This is a genomic window from Corallococcus sp. AB030, from assembly GCF_003668965.1.
Taxonomy (GTDB): Bacteria; Myxococcota; Myxococcia; order Myxococcales; family Myxococcaceae; genus Corallococcus; species Corallococcus exiguus.
In genome coordinates, this window is sequence record NZ_RAWQ01000009.1 from 71998 (window position 1) to 88223 (window position 16226).

At 68.9% G+C, this 16226-nt stretch carries 12 protein-coding genes; 1 reads left to right on the forward strand and 11 read right to left on the reverse strand.

Annotated features, from left to right (window positions below):
- Positions 1 to 56: 56 nt before the first annotated feature.
- Positions 57 to 1199, forward strand: a complete 1143-nt coding sequence (gene argE / locus D7Y15_RS04260) for an acetylornithine deacetylase (protein WP_120574415.1) — start codon at positions 57 to 59, stop codon at positions 1197 to 1199.
- Positions 1200 to 1208: 9 nt separating this feature from the next.
- On the opposite strand, the gene D7Y15_RS04265 is transcribed toward argE, so the two are convergent.
- The 11 genes from D7Y15_RS04265 to D7Y15_RS04315 all read right to left on the reverse strand — a co-directional run bounded on the left by D7Y15_RS04265 (position 1209) and on the right by D7Y15_RS04315 (position 16169).
- Positions 1209 to 1937 carry a DUF2652 domain-containing protein gene (locus D7Y15_RS04265; RefSeq protein ID WP_120574416.1) on the reverse strand — a complete coding sequence of 243 codons (729 nt, stop codon included), beginning with the start codon at positions 1935 to 1937 and terminating at the stop codon, positions 1209 to 1211.
- 36 nt (positions 1938 to 1973) lie between these two features.
- Positions 1974 to 5558 (reverse strand): transcription-repair coupling factor, encoded by a 3585-nt coding sequence (mfd, locus tag D7Y15_RS04270; protein WP_121751778.1) that lies wholly within the window; start codon positions 5556 to 5558, stop codon positions 1974 to 1976.
- 167 nt (positions 5559 to 5725) lie between these two features.
- Positions 5726 to 6421, reverse strand: a complete 696-nt coding sequence (locus D7Y15_RS04275) for a Tfp pilus assembly protein FimT/FimU (RefSeq protein ID WP_120574418.1) — start codon at positions 6419 to 6421, stop codon at positions 5726 to 5728.
- The gene (locus tag D7Y15_RS04280; protein WP_121751779.1) at positions 6418 to 7626 is read right to left on the reverse strand and encodes a PilW family protein; all 1209 of its coding nucleotides are present in this window, start codon (positions 7624 to 7626) and stop codon (positions 6418 to 6420) included. The genes D7Y15_RS04275 and D7Y15_RS04280 overlap by 4 nt, the downstream gene beginning before the upstream one ends.
- Complete coding sequence (locus D7Y15_RS04285) at positions 7623 to 8129, reverse strand: prepilin-type N-terminal cleavage/methylation domain-containing protein (protein ID WP_120574420.1); 507 nt, start codon at positions 8127 to 8129, stop codon at positions 7623 to 7625. The genes D7Y15_RS04280 and D7Y15_RS04285 overlap by 4 nt, the downstream gene beginning before the upstream one ends.
- A complete protein-coding gene (locus D7Y15_RS04290; RefSeq protein ID WP_121751780.1) occupies positions 8126 to 12481 on the reverse strand; it encodes a DUF4114 domain-containing protein in 4356 nt (1451 codons plus the stop codon). The genes D7Y15_RS04285 and D7Y15_RS04290 overlap by 4 nt, the downstream gene beginning before the upstream one ends.
- The gene (locus tag D7Y15_RS04295; protein WP_120574422.1) at positions 12481 to 12915 is read right to left on the reverse strand and encodes a cytochrome c; all 435 of its coding nucleotides are present in this window, start codon (positions 12913 to 12915) and stop codon (positions 12481 to 12483) included. The genes D7Y15_RS04290 and D7Y15_RS04295 overlap by 1 nt, the downstream gene beginning before the upstream one ends.
- 64 nt (positions 12916 to 12979) lie before the next feature.
- On the reverse strand, positions 12980 to 13627 hold the full coding sequence (locus tag D7Y15_RS04300; RefSeq protein ID WP_120574423.1) for a hypothetical protein: 648 nt from the start codon (positions 13625 to 13627) through the stop codon (positions 12980 to 12982).
- A 188-nt stretch (positions 13628 to 13815) separates the two neighbouring features.
- Entirely contained in the window at positions 13816 to 14136 is a 321-nt protein-coding gene (locus D7Y15_RS04305) for a hypothetical protein (RefSeq protein WP_120574424.1), read from the reverse strand.
- Between the two features lie 59 nt (positions 14137 to 14195).
- A complete protein-coding gene (locus tag D7Y15_RS04310) occupies positions 14196 to 14531 on the reverse strand; it encodes a cytochrome c (RefSeq protein WP_121751781.1) in 336 nt (111 codons plus the stop codon).
- A 42-nt stretch (positions 14532 to 14573) separates the two neighbouring features.
- Positions 14574 to 16169: a hypothetical protein gene (locus D7Y15_RS04315; RefSeq protein ID WP_121751782.1), complete on the reverse strand. Its 1596-nt coding sequence runs from the start codon at positions 16167 to 16169 to the stop codon at positions 14574 to 14576.
- Positions 16170 to 16226: the final 57 nt, after the last annotated feature.

The window sequence follows — 16226 nt, forward strand, 5'->3', positions numbered from 1 at the left end:
CACTGGCGTCGCGGCGCGGGCGGTGGCATGGAGGTGGCCTGACTGGAGGCCGTCCCATGAGCGACACGCTGCCCGCGCTGCGGGCCACCCTGGCGGAACTGGTGGCACTGGACACCACGTCCTCGCGCCCCAACGCGCCCCTCATCGACTACGCCCAGGCGCGGCTGGAGGCCGCGGGCTTCACCGCCGAGCGCCAGCACTACACCGACGAAGCGGGCGTGGCGAAGGTGAACCTCGTCGCGCGCAAGGGCGACGCCGACCGCGCCGCGCTGGCCCTGGTGGGCCACTCCGACTGCGTGCCCTACGACGCCGCCTGGACGGACGCGCTGCGCCTCACCGAACGCGACGGCAAGCTGTACGGCCGCGGCGCCTGCGACACCAAGGGCTTCATCGCCTGCGCGCTGCACACCGCCACCCGCAAGGACCTGCCGAAGCTGGACGCGCCCCTGCTCGTCATCCTCACCGCCGATGAAGAGGTCGGCCTGGTGGGCGCGAAGAAGCTGGTGTCCGCCGGCCTGGGTCGCGCCAGGCACGCCATCGTCGGCGAGCCCACGCGCCTCATCCCCGTGCGCGCCAACAAGGGCTACTGCCTGGCGGAGGTGGAGGTGCTGGGCAAGGAAGGGCACAGCGCGTACCCGGAGCTGGGCGCGTCCGCCATCTTCCGCGCCGGCCGCTTCCTGCACCGGCTGGAGACGCTGGCGAACACCGTCCTGCGCGAGGACCGCGACGAGGGCTTCCAGCCGCCCTTCACCACCGTGAACGTGGGCCTCATCCAGGGCGGCAAGGCGAAGAACGTCCTGCCCGGCTCCTGCCGCTTCACCGTCGAATGGCGCCCCATCCCCGGCCAGGCCGCGGAGCGCGTCCCGGAGATGATGGAGCACATCCGCCAGGAGCTCACCCGCGACGAGCCCGCCTACGAGGCGCGCATCAAGGTCCTGCGCATGGACCGCGGCGTCCACACGCGCGGCGACGCGGACGTGGTGCGCTTCCTGGAGCAGGTCAGCGGCAACGCGTCCGAAACGGTGTCCTTCGGCACGGAGGCCCCGCAGCTCACGGAGCTGGGCGCGGAGGCCGTGGTGTTCGGCCCCGGCGACATCCGCGTCGCGCACCAGACGGGAGAGTTCGTCCCCATGGAGGACCTGGTGCGCTGCGAGGCCGCGCTCACGCAGGCCGTCGCGCGCTTCTGCACGGGAGGCTGAAGGCGCGGCTCAGGGATTCTCGGGGACGGCGTCGACGACCTCGACGTTGCGGAAGCCCTCGCACGCCTCCTTGAAGCCGAGCACGTACTTCAGCGAGCGCAGCTCCAGGGTCAGCTTGTTCCACAGCTTGCGCAGCAGGTTGGGGCGCGGCGCGGGCACGCTCGTCACCAGCGAGCTCAGTTCGATGTAGTGCGTCGACGTGCGGCCCATGCCCTCGAAGTCGTGCTCCAGCCCCTGGCTGAGCTGGCGCAGCTCCGGCCCCAGGTGCTGGTGCACCGCGTCCGTCATCAGGACGTACTCGGAGATGGGCACGTCGTTCTTCAGCATCCGGTGCAGGAGGATGACGTCCACCCCCGCCAGCTCCGTGAGGTGCTTCACCTTCTGGAAGGCGACCTCCCCGGCGTGGGCCACGAACTTGAGCGTCAGGTTGCCCACCTGCGTGCACCCGTCGCAGTTGCACATGCGGTCGATGGCCAGCTGCTCCCGGCGCTCCAGGAACGCGCGGCGGATGGCAGCCACCTGCTTCGCGACCGGCGAGGTGTCCTCGCCCACGGCGTAGAAGAAGGCCGCGTCGCCTTCCAGCTTCGCCAGCTTGAACCGCCCGGACGCGTCGATGACGGCTTCCAGCAGCTGGGCCACCGTGTCCTGCGCGTGCGCGAGACCGAAGCGGTGCTGCCGCATGAAGCGGGTGTAGCCGCCGATGTCCGCGATGAGCAACAACGCCTTCTCAATCGCCATTCGGCGGCCAGCCTATCGTAAGTCCCCGGGCGTGCGTCAGTGCCGGGGCAGCGCGCAGGTGCCCACGTCGCGCAGCAGCTTGTGTGCCTCCGCCAGCAGGGCGTGCCCCTTCACCTCCGGGGGCACGCGGGCGATGAGCTTCATGTCCGGCGTCAGCCGGTAGAAGCCCTTGGAGCGCTGCACCAGCCCCGCCACCTTCGCGCCGTCCAGGAGCGCGTCGCCGCCCAGCGCCAGCGACAGCCGGGCCGGGCCCCCCTCCAGCGCGCGCAGCCGCAGCTCGCGCATGTCGATTTTGAGGAGCGTCACCTCGGAGAGGGCGTCCACCTCGTCGGGGGCCTCGCCGTAGCGGTCCACCAGCTCCGCGCGCAGGTCCGTCACCTCGTCCGGGTGGCTGGCCTGGCTGAAGCGCTTGTAGAACACCAGCCGCTGGTGCACGTCCGCCACGTAGTCGTCGGGGATGAGCGCCGGCATGGGCAGGTTGATGTCCGGCTCCACGTGCACCTTGGGCGGCTGGCCTTGCAGCTCCGCCACCGCCTCTTCCATCAGCTGCGCGTACAGGTCGAAGCCGATTTCCGCGATGGCGCCGGACTGCTTCTCGCCCAGCAGGTTGCCCGCGCCGCGAATCTCCAGGTCGTGGCTGGCGATGGAGAAGCCCGCGCCCAGCTCCGTGAAGTTCTGGAGCACCTCCAGGCGCCGCTGCGCGTCCTTCGTCACCGGACGGCGGGTGGGCACCATCAGGTACGCGTACGCGCGCTCCTTGCTGCGGCCCACGCGTCCGCGCAGCTGGTAGAGCTGCGCCAGGCCGAACTGGTCCGCGCGGTTGACGATCATCGTGTTGGCGCTGGAGATGTCGATGCCGCTCTCGATGATGCTGGTGCACAGCAGCACCTGGAACTTGTGCTCCGTGAACTGGAGCATCACCTTCTCCAGCTGCCCCTCGCCCATCTGGCCGTGCGCCACGCCGATGGAGACGTTGGGCAGGAGCTTCTTCAGCTCCTGCTCCATGGACGGCAGGGACTCCACGCGGTTGTGCACGAAGAAGACCTGGCCACCGCGGGCAATCTCCCGCTCCACGGCCTCCTTGATGGCGCCCTCGTCGTACTTCATCACGAAGGTGCGGATGGCCCGGCGGTCCTGCGGCGGCGTGGCGATGATGCTCATGTCGCGCACGCCGGACATGCTCATGTGCAGCGTGCGGGGGATGGGCGTCGCCGTCAGCGTCAGCACGTCCACCTGCGTGCGCAGCCGCTTGAGCGCCTCCTTCTGCTTCACGCCGAAGCGCTGCTCCTCGTCCACCACCAGGAGCCCCAGGTCCTTGAAGGCCACTTCGCCCGCCAGCAGCTTGTGCGTGCCGATGACGATGTCGACCTTGCCCTCCTTCGCGCGGCGGAGGATGTCGCGGATCTCCGGCGGCTTGCGGATGCCGGAGATGACCTCCACCGTGACGGGGTAGTCCTTGAAGCGCTTCTTGAAGGAGTGGAAGTGCTGCTGCGCCAGCACCGTGGTGGGCACCAGCACCGCCACCTGCTTGCGGTCCAACGTGGCCTTGAAGGCGGCGCGCATCGCCACCTCCGTCTTGCCGTAGCCCACGTCGCCGCAGACGAGCCGGTCCATCGGCTGCGCCTTCTGCATGTCCGCGAGCACGTCCTCGATGGCCTTCGCCTGGTCCGGCGTCTCGTCGAACTCGAAGTCCGCCTCGAACTGGGCGAAGTAGCGGTCCGGCGGCGCGAACGCATAGCCCGGGTGCGCCTTGCGCGCGGCGGCCATCTGCAGGAGCTCCGCCGCCATCTTGAGCAGCTGCTCCTTGACGCGCTTCTTCGTCTTCTCCCAGCTCGTCGTGCCCAGCTTGTCCAGCTGGACCTTCTCCGGGTCGCCGCCGGTGAACTTCTGGATGAGCCTCATGCGGCCCACCGGTAGATAGATCTTGTCCCGCCCCGCGTACTCCAGGACGAGGAAGTCCCCCGGCACGCCCTGCACCTCCATCTTCGTCAGGCCCGCGTAGCGCCCGATGCCGAAGTCGGTGTGGACGATGAGGTCGCCTTCCTTCAGGTCCTTGAAGCCCGCGGCGAACGCGTCCAGCTTCTTGCTGCGCTTGACGCGGCGGCGGGAGCGGACGCCGAAAATCTCCTCGTCCGCGAGCACCGCCAACCGGCCTTCCGGGTCGATGAAGCCGTGGCTCACCTCGCCGGTGAACAGGTGCGCCCAGATGGCCGGCTCGTAGAGCTTCGCCGGTTCCTGCAGCGCTTCCGTGTGCACCTTCACCATCACGGAGCGGTCCAACAGCAGCCGCTTCAGCCGGTCCGCCTGGCTGAGCGTGCCGCACGCCACCGCGCACGCCACGCCGGTGTCGCGCCAGCGCTGGAGCCGCTCCACCAGCGGGGTGAGCGCGCCCTCCTCACCGTGGTGCGCGAGGATGGCCTCGCGCAGGTCCTGCGTCGTGCCGAAGGTGAAGGCCACGGGCGCTTCGGACTGCGTGAGCGACAGGCCTCCGCCCTCCATCACGCGCAGGGCCTTGAGGCCCTCCGCCACGCCCTCGCGCGTGAGGAAGTGGTGCTCCGGTGGATAGGTGAGGTCCTGGCGCGCGTCCGCCTCCTCCACGCCCTTCGCCAGCTCCGCGGTCAGTTCCTCCAGCGCGCGGTCCAGGCCCATCGGGTCGTCCAGGTAGACGACGGGCTCCTTCGCCCACGCGCGCAGGTAGTCGAACACGGAGGCCAGCCCGCCCTCGAAGAAGCCGGGCAAGAGCCCCTCCAGCCCGAAGCCGGGCAGCCCTTCGCGGAGCGCGTCCAGCCGCTCGCGCAGCTTGATGGTGGGCAGGTTGATGCGGTCCGCCACCGCGCGGGCGGCGGCCTCGGCGCGCGGGCGGGTGTCGTCGGTGAGCAGCAGCTCGCGCGCGGGCACCAGGTCCACCGTCTTGAGCGCGTCCACGGTGCGCTGCGACTCCGGGTCGAAGACGCGGATGGACTCGATGGTGTCCCCGAAGAACTCCAGGCGCACCGGCCGCTCGTACAGCGGGCTGAAGACGTCCAGCAGGCCGCCGCGCACGCTGAAGGTGCCCTTGTCCTCCACCAGCGGGCTGTTCTGGTAGCCCATCAACGCCAGCTTCCGCGCCAGCGAGTCGCGGTCGAAGTCCTGGCCCACCTCCACGCGCTGGGCCAGCCCCTCCATCACCCCCAGCGGCAGCACGCGGCGGTGCAGCGCGCGCAGGGACAGCACCAGCGCGGGGAACGGCGTGCCGCGCGCCAGGTGGAACAGCGCGCCCAGGCGCTCCGTGATGGGGCCTGCCTCCGGCGACAGTTCGTCGTACGGGAGCACCTCGTCCGCGGGCAGCCGCAGCACGCGAGGCTCCAGCAGGCTGCCGGTGCCTCCCAGGAAGAAGGCCAGGTCGTGCGCGAGCGCGTCCGCCGCTTCTTCATCCACGGCCACGCACACCAGGGGCGCGCGCAGCTCGCGGTGCAGGCGGGCGAGCAGGTGGCCGCGCGCCGCGCCCTTCACCCCCTGCGTCCGCGCACGGTGTCCCACGCGCAGGGAGGCGAGGAGCCGGGCGAAGGCATCACCGGAGGAAGGGGGAGCGCCGCCGGGCCAGGGCGTGCCATCGGACTTCGGAGGAGGAGAGGTATCCATTCGGGGGCCCGTGTGGGGCCCTCGGCTAATTAGGGTGCGGCCTCTCCCAAATCAACGCTGGATGCGGACACCTGTCGTGTCCAGGGGGACAGCGGGACGGCCGCTGGGCGGGGAGGCTCACGCGCGCCCGGGACATGGGAAGGTCCCCGGGCGCGCGGCAGGCCCGCTCAGGGCTTGTCGCAGGCGTTCGCCAGCCGGATGTCCCGCTTGGCGGTGTCCGTGGTGGTGGCGGACATCGAATCGCAGTCCATCACGTTGGACATGCCCGTCAGCGGCTCCACCATCAGCACGCTCTTGGCGCGGTTGGAGGTGAACCGGAACTGGATGGATTCATCCAAGGGCGCCGCCCCCGCGATGGTGGCGGGCTGACCGAGCTGCCCCTGCAGGCAGTCCATCTTGTTGAGCGCCGGCCGGCCGGAACCCGGCAGGAAGCACAGGTTGTTGATGTCCGCGGCGCTCATCGTGGTGGGGATGATGATGTCCTGCCCCGTGTCCGTGCAGCAGTTGGGCTCGGTGCGGCAGGTCTTGTCCACACAGGCTGGACTGGGGCAGTTGTCCAGGGTCCATTCATCCGGGGTGCTGAGGTCGGTGCCACACTTCAGGCGCTCCCAGCGCGCCACGGTGGCCCGCGAGCCGTCTGGCAGGGTGATGTCGTTCTCCACCACGATGCGCACGGGCTGGTTCGTGCTGATGGCGAGCTGGCGTGCCCGCAGCGCGGACGACCACAACTCACGCGTCGCGGTGTTTTCGCGCTGGGCGCTGATGTTGCCCTGCATGCCGGCAATGGCGAGGGTGGCGAGCACCCCCAACACCGCGACGGCCGTCATCATCTCCAGCAGCGTCATTCCTCGCGTGTTCTTCATGGCGCTGCCCCTCCCGCTCCGGCCACCCGGACCATTCCCACGCTCATGAAGTTGCGGGGCTCGACCGTGAAGGTGAACCGTCGGCGGCTGTACCCGTCTCGCACGAAGCCTTCCTCATCCAGCCCGGGCTGGATCGCTTCCTGGTTGGAACGACGGGTCCGGATGACCAGGGTCACCTCCAACTGGCGGACCCGCTGGCGGAGCCTCTTGCGCAGATCCAGGTCATTGGGGGGCTTCACCACCGCGGAGCCATCCGCCTCCAGCAGACCCAGTGAGCATTCGTTGGTGTCGTACTTCGCCAGCGTGCACTCGGAGATGGCCGGGTGTGCCTGCGCGGGGACGGGGAGCATGCCTTCATTGGGGAACCACTGCAGGGCGTTGTCGGGGTTGTTGAAGTCGATGAGCCCCTCCCGCACGGTGAGCTGTTCCACGTCACGGCTCAGCGGCAACCAGTTGGCCTCCCCCACGGGCCGGTACTCCAGCGTGGGGATGTTGTTCCTCCAGTTCACCCGGTAGGCCACGCCCCCCAGCCGCATGGCCATCCAGTTCACGACGTCAATGGCCAGCCCTGTGGGCCCGCTCCAGGCGGCAGCGCCGTCGATGCAGGCAGGGTTCTTGTCGGCGCCGTCGGTGGTGATGGTGGACATGCTGCCGGGCGCGCCAGGCGCCACGGCGGTGATGTTCACGGGGCACGCCATCCGGCGGCCACCGCTCGCCATGACCGCGAGCGTCGGGCCACTGGGTGTGACCAGGGCCGTGGGGGCCTCGGGGAGCGCGCAGAAGGTATTGCCGTTCCGGAAGTCTCCCCCCGGGCATGACGCCAGCGTGATGGCTCCGTTCGTCTCACCCCAGTAGAGCTGGAGGGCGTCCGAGGCCAGCGCCGCCGTGGGGGCCTGCACGAAGGTCGCGTCCGCGGTCAGGTCGGCCCTGTGCCACACCGTGATGGCGGACCGCTCATCGTCGACGTCGAAGGCGATGGGCGTGTTGCCCATGCCCACGCCCGCCCGCCACACGTCGGCGACGAGCACGTCCTTCACGGTCCGGCCCGTCACCTGCGCCGTCATCGTCTGCTCTTCGAAGAGGGCGCGCTTCTGCATCTGGGTGCCCACCACCAGCCCCGTGGTGATGACGACGACACCCAGGGCACTGGCGATCATCATCTCAAGGAGCGTGAACCCCCGGCCCGGGAACGAGGAGGTCTTCATGGCGCCATCCGCGTCTGGAGGACCACCATCTGCCGGTCCGAGCGGAACCCCGGCTCATCCCAGCTCACGGACACCCGCACGTTCACGACGGTGCCAGGCGCTCCCGCCACGACGATGCGGTCCAGCGGGGGCCAGCCCACCTTGGCCCCTTCCATGGTGATGGGCTCCCTCGGGTTGTCCACGTCGATGTTCACCCTGTACTCCCTCGCCACCAGGCCCGGCTCCGTGGGCGCGATGGTCCGCAGCGCCCCCGAAGCCGTCTGCCAGACGGAGTAGTTCTCGTCCCGCAGGTTGTTGCAGGTCGGGTTCAGGCAGCCCAGCGTCATGACCCGCTCCAGGGCCTGCTCCGCGATCACCTGGGCCTGGTTGGCGGTCAGCGTGCGCCGGTTGGAGGCGCTCGTCTGGGTCACGACGGTCATGGCCGCCATGACGCCCAGCAGCATGACCGTCATCGTGGCCATGACCTCCAACAGGGTGACGCCTCGTGAGGCACGCTGCTTCATTGCGGCAGTCTCCCGTCGGGCAGCGGCTCCCACATCATGATCTGCGAACGGGGAACGCCACCATTGGCGGTCGGGTTGTTGTGCTTCCCGTCCGGGTTCTCAGGCGCGGGCGTCGGCGCGACATCTCCGGTCACCGTGCCCTGCAGGACGAAGCCGTCATGGATGACGGGCGCGACGATGGCGTGGAAGCTGTTGTCCTTCTTGCTGATCAGTGCGCCTGTCCCCTTGTTGGCGACGTACGACTGACCCTTGAGCGTATCGCTCAGGTTGCAGATGTCCGCGGCCGTGCCCGCCGCGGTGGCGGCGAAGACGTTCTCCTCGCTGAGCGCCACACCGCCCCACAGCTTCTGGCCCGCATCCATCTTCTGCACCCACAGGGGCTTGAGCTCCGCGCACGGCTTGCTGCCGGTCGGGTCCGAGTCCTCGAAGGCGAGCAGGTGGTACTGGTAGGTGGGCTTCTTGGGATCCAACTCGGGATAGCCGTCCGAGTACTCATCCGGATTGTCGCTGGTGCCGAAGTAGAACCGCACCGCCGGCCCCGTCTTGGTGGTGACCAACTGCACCGCCATGCTGGAGTAGAGCTGCTGGAGCTCCAGCGCCGTCTGGCTGGCGGCGTCCTTGTGGTCCTTCAGGGCCGTGGCGGCATGCGCCAGCATGCACTTCTGGACCTGGTCGCCGGCCGGGTCGGTGATCTTCACCTTCTTGAAGTTGACGCGCCAGACGCTTCCGGACGTGGTGGGGACGTACATCACGTCGTAGCTGCCGTCCCGGTCCAGGTCCACCATCGGCGTCGCCGCCGCGACGCCGGAGCCCTTCTCCAGCGTGATGACGCCCGCGTACTTGCCCGCCGGACCCGAGCCGGATTCGAGCGGCTGGCCCGTCTTCATGTCGAGCACGTAGACGGTGCCCGCGCGCTTGTCCGCCGGCTGGTAGTCCGTGCCCACCACCGACACCCAACGCCGGTCCTTCTCATCCGCCGAGCCCCAGGAGATGCGGGCGACGTTGGGGACGTGCCGCGAACCGCTGTTGTCCGGCAGCAGCACGGCGCTGTTCAGGACCTGCGCCGCGCTGAAGTAGGAGGCCATGGCGGTGTCCATGAAGCTGAACTCCCACATGGGCGAGGGGTACCACGAGTCCTTCGGATTCGTGATGTCGAGCGAGAAGACCACGGGGGAGGTCTTGCCCGTCGCGGAGACGAGCACCGTCTTGGCGCCCTGCTTCTTGTTCTCCGTGGTCAGCGGGGTCCAGTCGTACTTGATGCTGGCGTCCCAGCCGTTCTTGTCACCCAGGTCCACGTTGGCGATGGCCGGCGTGGCGTCCATCTGGGGGCGCACGAGGGTACCGGAGTTGCGGAAGCGCACGTACTGGTTGCGGTACTGGCCCAGCATCAGCCTGGGCATGTAGGCGAAGACCTCGCTGCCCTTGCCGTACATGCGCTCGGCGGGCTTCTCCTTCGTGCCGCACTTCTCCGGAACGAAGAAGCCCCGGTACTGGCTGCCAGAGACGCACTCGTCGTTCAGGGCCGCGCGATACTCGCCCGTGTCGAAGGCGTGGAGCACACCGGTCATCGTCCCCACATAGGCGATGCTGCTCCGCTCCTTCAGGGGCGTCATGAAGTTCTTGAAGTACAGGTCGCGCTCGCTGGCCTTCGCGGCCTGGTACCAGGAGTCCTGATACGGCGGGACGGCCACGCCCACGGTGGACTGGTTGACGCCGCCCATGGGCCAGGGCCGGCGCGCGTTGTTGGCCCCGGCGGCGTGACGGTTCTCGTAGCCGTACAGCCAGTCCACCAGGAAGTCGCGGTCGTTGTGGTCGCCGGTGATGTGCTTGTCCGTCCCCGGGGGTTGCGTGATGGTGGGCGTGCCGCAGATGTTGTCCTTGTTCAGGTCATACGGATAGCGCCTGTCGATCTCGCTGTAGTCGTTGCAGAGCACGTCCGGGAACAGCACGCTGTCGGCGGTGCCGGCCAGCTCCTTGACCTCCTTGCGCTGGCCCGCGGCGTTCATCGAGTAGAGCTTGCGGTTGCGCGGCTCACCGGAGGTCATGGACACGGCCATCACGCGGCCGCCCTCCCACTGCTGCTCGTTGGTGGTCGTCTCGGGGTTCTCAGGGTCGTAGATGGACTGGAGGTACAACCGGCCTCGCAGGGTGTAGTCCTTGGCGCCGTCATAGGCCCGGATACCGGGAGCGGGCAGGCTGCTCTCCACGGAGGGCCAACCCGTGCCCCAGTTCTGTCCCGGCGTCTCGTTCACACCCCACATGACCACGTTGCCCACCGTGGTGGGGGTGGCGCGCGAATAGGCACCCGCGCGCACGGCCTGATAGCCGATGTCGACGTCGTCGATGATGGGACGGCACTGCTCGTTGGGGCTGCTGATGTCCACCTTCCAGCACAGCTGCGAACCGGTCAGGCCCAGCGCCAGGATGTCGATCTCCACCTCCTGGGCGGCGGGCGTCTGGGCCGGGAAGACCACGGGCACCCACGTGGGGTTCGGGTTGTCGTTGTACTTGATGTTGACCGGGTCGAAGGTGCGGCAGTCCACCGCGATGGAATAGGTGATGGTGGGCAGGATGCCGGTCGACGTGCAGGCATTCTTGGCCTCCTCGGTCCAGCAAGGCGCTGAAGTGCAGTCCTTGCGGATCTCCGTGGGGGGATTGCCGGGCTTCGCGTAGGGCGCCACGTCGTCCTGACGGCGGAAGCGCACCTTGGTGATGGTGAAGTTCTGGCCGGGCGTATCGCCCTCCGGGCTCAGCACCTTGGAGGTGATGGTGGTGGACTTGGCGCCACCGCCGTTCTCCTTGTTGATGAGGAACACGATGTCGTTGAAGTCCCGGTCACCACCGCCGTTGAGGTCCTCGAAGCCGAGGATCCACCGGAAGGGGTCGGTGGTGGGTGCGCCCACGATGACGTGGGGCATGTAGTTCATCCGGTCGATTTCCTTCTTCTCGAGCCCCGGCTCCGTGCCAGGCCGCATCACCGTCACGCCCTCCTTGGGCATGAGCAGGTTGTTGTAGGTGTTCGTGTTCAGGCGCTGGAGGGTGGCGTCGTCCAGCCAGCCGCAGGCCTTCTTGTTCGTGTTGACGATGGTGCAGGCGTCCTTGTAGCCGGGCGGGTTGCACTGGTCGGAGTACTCGCAACCGATGTTGCGCTCGGCCACCTTGTTGTCCGCGGGGGCCAGGAAGTTCTGGTCCATGTTCCAGGTGGCCTTGGAGAAGAACACGGAGATGGACGTGCGCAGGTGCAGCAGGCACTTGCCGTCCTCGGCGGCGTTGTCCGAGTACTTCTTGCGCTTGAGGCAGGGCGCGACCGTGTCGTTGTCCAGGTTGTGGCGGGCGTCGTAGTAGACGATGGCGAAGAAGACGATCTCCTTGCCGCCCTCGATGAGGCCCAGGTCCACCGTGCGGTCACGGGCGGTGATGCCGGGGTCGGGGTTCACCGACTGCTCGAGGCCGCGGTAGTCGTACTTGGAGACGTCGTAGTCCGGGATGCCGTCGTTGTCGGTGGTGGCATCCTGCACGGGGCCCAGCTTGCGGAAGACGGTCTTGTCGCTGTCGTCATCCGCGAGCAGGAAGACCATGCGCCCCAGGCCCAGATAGCCGTTGGCTGCGGCGCTCGGCTCCAGCAGGTTGGGGATGTGGGGGAACAACCCCTTGTCGGACGCGTCGTTGTCCGAGAGGTCCTTGGGAGTGTCGAAGTTGTTGTTGTTCAGGGGCATCTGCAGCCCCACCCAGTCCGCCTTGATGTTGTAGGCGCCCGACGTGCGTCCTGGCCGCGCGTCCGTGGTGTCGAGCTGGGACTCGAACTTCTCCTTGCAGTCCTTGTCCATCGCCAGTTCGGGATGGTTGTACTTGATGCCACCGGACGTGAAGGTCTTGTCACAGCGGCGCGGCAGCACGCCGATGTACTTGTGGGTCAGCTTGGTGTCGTCCGCCGGCGTGAGGTTGTAGAGGGCCTCGTGCAGGTCGAGGATGCCGTTGTTGTTGAGGTCGACGAGGTTGCCGTTGGCGTCCGCGTAGTGGCGGTCCTTCACGTCATCCAGGTACATGTAGCCGAGCGCGTGCGACGCACCGGCGGACTCGTACACGTAGCTGATGGTGACGCGCTGGTCGAACGGGAAGGTGATGTTCTCCGAGTCCAGCTTCTTGAGGTTGGTGTTGAGCTGGAGGCGGCCGTCAGGGCGCAGGATGATGGTGTCGTTGGCGACGGTGAGGCCGTCCGGACCGAGCTTGAAGTCACCCTGGGCGTCCTCGTCCAGGTCGTTGCGGCAGAGCTGGGTGGGCGTGGTGGCCGTCAGGGCCGGCGACGAGAGCGTCAGCGCCAGGGCAAAGAGTCCCTTGTAGAACGTCCGCATCACTTCTTCCCCTGGTTCTTGGGCTGGGACTTCGCCTTCTCTTCGGCTTCGGGCTGTTCACGAACCTTCTGCGTGCCGCCCTGCTCCAGTTGCTGCCGCAGGAGCATCCGGCGCGGAGGCGGCGTGGCCACCGTCACCGTCGCCAGGAAGCTCACGAGCGCGTCCATGTCGTCGGGGGCCAGGAGCCGCGTGTCGCAGTTGGTCTTCGGGTTGATCCGGTGCGGTGCCACGGTCCACGTGCGGATCTCCTCCAGGCTCTTCCTGCGCAGCACCGTGGCCATGGGGGGGCCGGCCGGTGCGCGGGTGCCGAAGGAGCGCTTCTGCACCTCGGCCGGATGGCATTTGGCGCAGGCCTTGTTGAAGGCCAGTTCGCCGCGGTCCTGGGCGCTGGCGAGCGCCGGGAGCAGAAGCAGCAGGGGAGTCAGGCGTTTCATGGAGGGCTCGGGGGGAGGCAGGAGTTCTGGAAAAGGGACGCGGCGGTGCCACCGGCTGCGGGAACTAGTTGTTGATGTTGGCGTTCCCGGAGGGGGTGCCAGGGCCGACGATCGACTGGGTGCTCACGTTGGTCACGAGCGCCTGGACGACGGAGCGCGTCGGGCGGCCCCGGGGATTCGCCACCTCGGCGATGGAGACGACCCACACCTGCTGGTTGCCGTCGACCTCCGGGCTGGGATCACTGTCGTCGTCGTCCCGCACGAAGACGCGGTAGCGCACGTTGCGCTGCTCCGGGTAGTCGACGTTGGCGGGGAGCTCGGCATCCTCCAGGGTGCTCGTGAGCAGCTCGTAGCGGTTCCACACCTCGCCACCGCCGGGCGGGAGCAGCTCGAAATAGGGGCGGGCCGCGGAGCCCAGGCCCGGGATGTCGTTGACCGGCGCACCCAGGGTCGCGCGCAGGTCGATGGTGAGCTCGCCGAGGTTCTTGGCGTTGGCCATGATGAGGCGCACCGTCTCACGGCCTTCCGCGAGGCCCGCCTCGGCGGCGAAGAACGCCTGCTTCTGGCGGCGGGTGTCGGCCTGGCTGTCGGCCTCGCGGCCCACCACGCTGTAGCTGAGCATCACCGCCATCGTCACCAGCGTGACCACGCCCAGTGCGAGCAGGAGCGTGAAGCCACGGGACTGACGGCGGGGGGTTGGGCGACGCACCATCTGGGGCTCCTTCACGTACCCTGGGGGAGGTACGTCTTGGGAGCCACTGAACAGCAAGCTTCGTGCCGGGAATTCCGGCACTCAACCCGCCGGAATAAGGGATGTCCGCGATGCGGGGGGGTGCCGTGTGACGTCAGGGGGCTGCGCAAACTTTGCGAGCCCCCTCATTCTTGCGAGGTAGCCCGGCGTCAGCGGTGGCCGCCGCGCACGGCGGCGCGCAGGCGGAGCATGTCGTCCAGGACGCCGGGATCCACCAGTTCCAGGGCGGCCTTCTGGGAGAGGGCGCGGGTCTGCCGGCGGTACTCCTCTTCATCCTCCTCGCCGCCGCCCTTGCCACCGTCGCTGCCGCCCTTGCCACCGCCCTTGCCGTCTCCGCCCTTGGGCATCAGCGCGACCGGCTGGGAGATGCCCGGCTCCAGGCGGGGGAAGGCATTGGCGTCGGCGCGCACCGACGTGAAGAGGCTGACCATGGACAGGCAGAACACGATGGCGACGGTGAGGGTCTTCATGGCGGCTCCAATTCTCCCAATCCCCACGACGCCCGGACGCGAAGGGTTATTCACGAGCGCTACTCCTTCGCCTCGGCCTTGAAGGTGCGGATGTATCCCACCAGGGCGTCCATCTGCTCCGGGGTGAGCCGGTCCTTGTAGGCCTTCATCTTGGGGTTGTGGGACGAGCCGTTGGCGATGACCTTGCGCAGCTCGGCGTCCGACTCCCTCTTCTGCCAGGAGGCCCGGCTCATGTCGGGGATGGACTCCTTCTGGCCCATGCGCGTCTGGGCGCGGCCGTCCGGGCCGTGGCAGTTCTTGCAGCTCTTGTCCCAGAGGGCGGCGGCGTCCTCGGCGTGGGCGAGGGCCGGGGAGCACAGCAGGAGGGTGGACAGCAGGAACCACCGCGAGGTCATGCACGGTCTCCGAGCGAGGGGGAGGCCAGTATAGCCACGCGCTCAGGAGCCGGCTTGGGGCCAGAAGGGCGCGGTGGGGCGGCCGGGGGGCTGGAGCCAGACGGACTCCAGGAAGCGCACCGCGTTCTGATCCGCCCGGTCGTTCCGGGTGAACACCGCCTGCGCGCTCGCGAGCACCGCCAGTGTGGCGAGCCCCGCCACCCAGACCGCCGGCGGAGGCGCGCGTCCGGCCGCGTCCCGGCCCAGCGCCCCGAAGACGGACGCCGCCACGGTGACGAGCGCCGCGAACAGCACCGCGCCGGCCAGGGACGTGGGCAGGCCCAGCCAGGCGAGCAGGTTGGGCGGGTGGTAGCCGTCCAGCATGAGCGGCCGGGCCAGCGCGAGCACGGGGGTGGAGACGTCGTCGGGGATGTAGTTGACGAAGGTGGCCAGGCCCGTGATGAGCACGGACGCCGCGCACAGCATGGCCGCGATGCCGGACAGCACCGGCCTGCCGGCGCCGCGCAGCCGCTCCAGCACCAGACCCGCGGGCAGCAGCAGGAAGGGCACCAGCCCCGTGAGGTGCCGGGGGCCTGTCGTCCAGCCCCACGAGTCGTAGGTGAACGACGAGGTGAAGTACGTGTAGCCGGCGAGCGTGGCCGCGGACATCCAGAAGAGGGCGCGTCCTTCCGCGGAGGTCCGGCCCAGGCGCTTGAGCAGCACGAGTCCGGGCAGCGCGAGCAGCAGGAACGGCGACAGGGTGAAGAGGCCCCTGAGCGGAGAGAAGAACGACAGCGCGAAGGCGCGCGGATCCGGCGTGCGGATGCCCAGGAAGCCGCCCAGGTGCCACGGCTGGTAGGCCGCGTCGTTGAGGTGCTTGTAGCCCGTCTCCAGCGGGTGCCCGAAGGTGGCCTGGTGGTAGAGCCCCAGCGCCACGATGAAGGGCAGCGCGCCCACCACGGCGAGCCCCGTGGCCCGGCCCAGCTTCTTCAGCCGCGCGGCCCACGGCTCCGGCGTGCCTGGCACGGTGAGGACGGCGTAGAGGATGAGGCCCAGCACACCGAGCGCGCCGGTGTACTCGGCGGCGACGGTGGCGCCCGCGCACGCGCCGGCCACGATGTAGCCACGCTCGCGCCACTCGCCGCGCGACAGCTTCCAGAGCGCGTAGAAGCCCGCGAAGAGCAGCACCGCCGTCGTCTGGTGGCTCATGAAGAGCAGCGAGTAGCTGAACGCGAGCGAGCCCAGCGCGTACGTCACCGTGACGCCGTCCGCGACGACGGGCGACAGGAACGCGCGCAGGAAGCGACGCACCAGCCACAGCAGTCCCAGCGTGGGCAGCACCGTGAGGAAGAGGCGGCTGAAGAAGACGAGCGGCACCTCCGGCACGGCGTAGCGGTGGCTGCCTCCCAGGAGCCTCAGGCTCGCGTACACGGGCACCGCGGCGAAGGACAGCAGCGGCGCCTTGGACGGGTAGTAGCGCCCGTCCATCACGGACAGGTCGCCCACCGGGCCGTAGTCGCGCAGGGCGCGGTTGATCTCCAGCGTCCCGTCCTCCACCAGGGCGCGTGTCTGCCACAGGCGGCACAGCTCGTTGGGCGAGCGCAGGCCCGGGTGGTACGGGAAGAGGACCACGTAGAGCGCCGCGACCGCGGCCCACACCGCTCTGGGCAATCCCGTGGCGCGGGGCGCGTGCGCCTCGGTGGGAGACGCCGGGGC